Genomic DNA, 2,134 nt, shown 5'->3' on the forward strand with positions numbered 1-2,134 from the left:
CTGGTCGTGGGCGATATCGCCGACGCGGCGCTGGTCGATGAGTTGTTCTCCCAGGTGGATGCGGTGGTGCATTACGCGGCCGAGTCGCACAACGACAACAGCCTTCACGATCCGCGTCCGTTCCTGGACACGAACATCATCGGCACGTACACGCTGCTCGAAGCCGCCCGTAAGCACGACAAGCGCTTCCACCACATCTCCACCGACGAGGTCTACGGCGACCTTGAACTCGACGACCCGGCCCGGTTCACCGAGCACACCCCCTACAACCCGTCCTCCCCGTACTCCTCCACCAAGGCGGGATCGGATCTGCTGGTGCGGGCATGGGTGCGCTCGTTCGGGGTACGCGCCACGATCAGCAACTGCTCCAACAACTACGGCCCGTACCAGCACGTGGAGAAGTTCATCCCCCGCCAGATCACCAACGTGATCCGCGGCATCCGCCCCAAGCTCTACGGCGCCGGCGAGAACGTGCGCGACTGGATCCACGCCGACGACCACTCCTCCGCCGTGCTCACCATCCTCGAGCGGGGCGTGGTCGGTGAGACCTACCTCATCGGCGCCGACGGGGAGAAGAACAACAAAGACGTCGTCGAACTCATCCTCACCCAGATGGGCCAACCCGCCGACGCGTACGACCACGTCACCGACCGCGCCGGCCACGACCTGCGCTACGCAATCGACTCCACCAAACTCCGCACCGAACTCGGCTGGGCCCCCGCCTACAACGACTTCGAAACCGGACTCGCACACACCATCGACTGGTACCGCAACAACGAAGCCTGGTGGGCCCCCACCAAAGACGGCGTCGAAGCCTTCTACGCCAGCAAGGGACAGTGACGATGACGGAGTTCGGCAAGCAGCTCACCGTCACCGAAACCACCATCCCCGGCCTGGTCGTCTTCGACCTGCCGGTCCACGGCGACTCGCGCGGCTGGTTCAAAGAGAACTGGCAGCGCGAGAAGATGGTCGCGGCCGGTCTTGCCGACTTCGGTCCCGTGCAGAACAACATCTCCTTCAACGACGCGGTCGGCACCACGCGCGGCATCCACGCAGAGCCGTGGGACAAGTTCGTCTCCGTCGCCACCGGCCGGATCTTCGGCGCGTGGGTGGATCTGCGTGAGGGCCCCACCTTCGGGGCGGTCTACACGACCGAACTCGACCCGTCGAAGGCGATCTTCGTGCCGCGAGGCGTGGGCAACTCGTATCAGACCCTCGAAGCGGACACGGCGTACACCTACCTCGTCAACGACCACTGGTCCCCCACCGCCGCGTACTCGTTCCTGAACCTCGCGGACGAGACCGCGGCGATCGAGTGGCCCATCCCGCTCGATGAGGTGGAGATCAGCGAGAAGGACAAGAACCACCCCCGTCTGGCGGACGTCACCCCCATCCCACCGAAGAAGGTCCTCGTGCTCGGCGCGAACGGTCAGCTCGGCCGCGCGCTGCGCGCCCGTCTCGGCGACGCCGCGCACCTCGAGTACGCCACCCGAGCCGACCTCGACATCACCGCAGCCGGCCTCGACACGGCCCGCCGGTGGCGCGACTACGACACGATCATCAACGCGTCCGCCTACACCGCCGTCGACAAAGCCGAAACACCCGAAGGCCGCGCGGATGCCTGGTCGGCGAATGCGACCGCGGTGGCAACGCTCGCCCGGATCGCGACGGCGCACGGGATCACCCTCGTGCACATCTCCAGCGACTACGTCTTCGACGGCACGAAGCCCGGAGCGTACACGGAGACGGATGCTCTCGCACCCCTCGGCGTGTACGGGCAAACCAAAGCCGCCGGCGACACCGCCGCAGCCACCGCACCCCGCCACTACATCATCCGCACCAGCTGGGTCATCGGCGACGGCAACAACTTCGTCCGCACCATGGCGAGCCTCGCCGAACGCGGCATCAACCCCAAAGTCGTCGACGACCAGACAGGACGCCTCACCTTCACCACCACCATCGCATCCGCCATCGAGCACCTGCTCAACACGAACGCACCGTACGGCGTGTACAACGTCACCAACACCGGCGAACCCACCACCTGGGCCGACATCGCCCGCACCGTGTTCCAACACACCGGCCACGACCCCGCCCGCATCACCGACGTCACCACCGCGGACTACTTCGCCAACGC

2 protein-coding genes are annotated in these 2,134 nt (G+C 66.2%); both read left to right on the forward strand.

The window, feature by feature from the left end:
- Positions 1-840: dTDP-glucose 4,6-dehydratase (rfbB, locus tag ACYVJS_RS16300; RefSeq protein WP_460740897.1), on the forward strand; the 840-nt coding region annotated here is incomplete at its 5' end.
- Positions 841-842: 2 nt separating this feature from the next.
- On the forward strand, positions 843-2,134 hold a 1,292-nt coding region (locus ACYVJS_RS16305), incomplete at its 3' end, for a sugar nucleotide-binding protein (protein ID WP_460740898.1).

Source organism: Microbacterium neimengense (assembly GCF_054782995.1).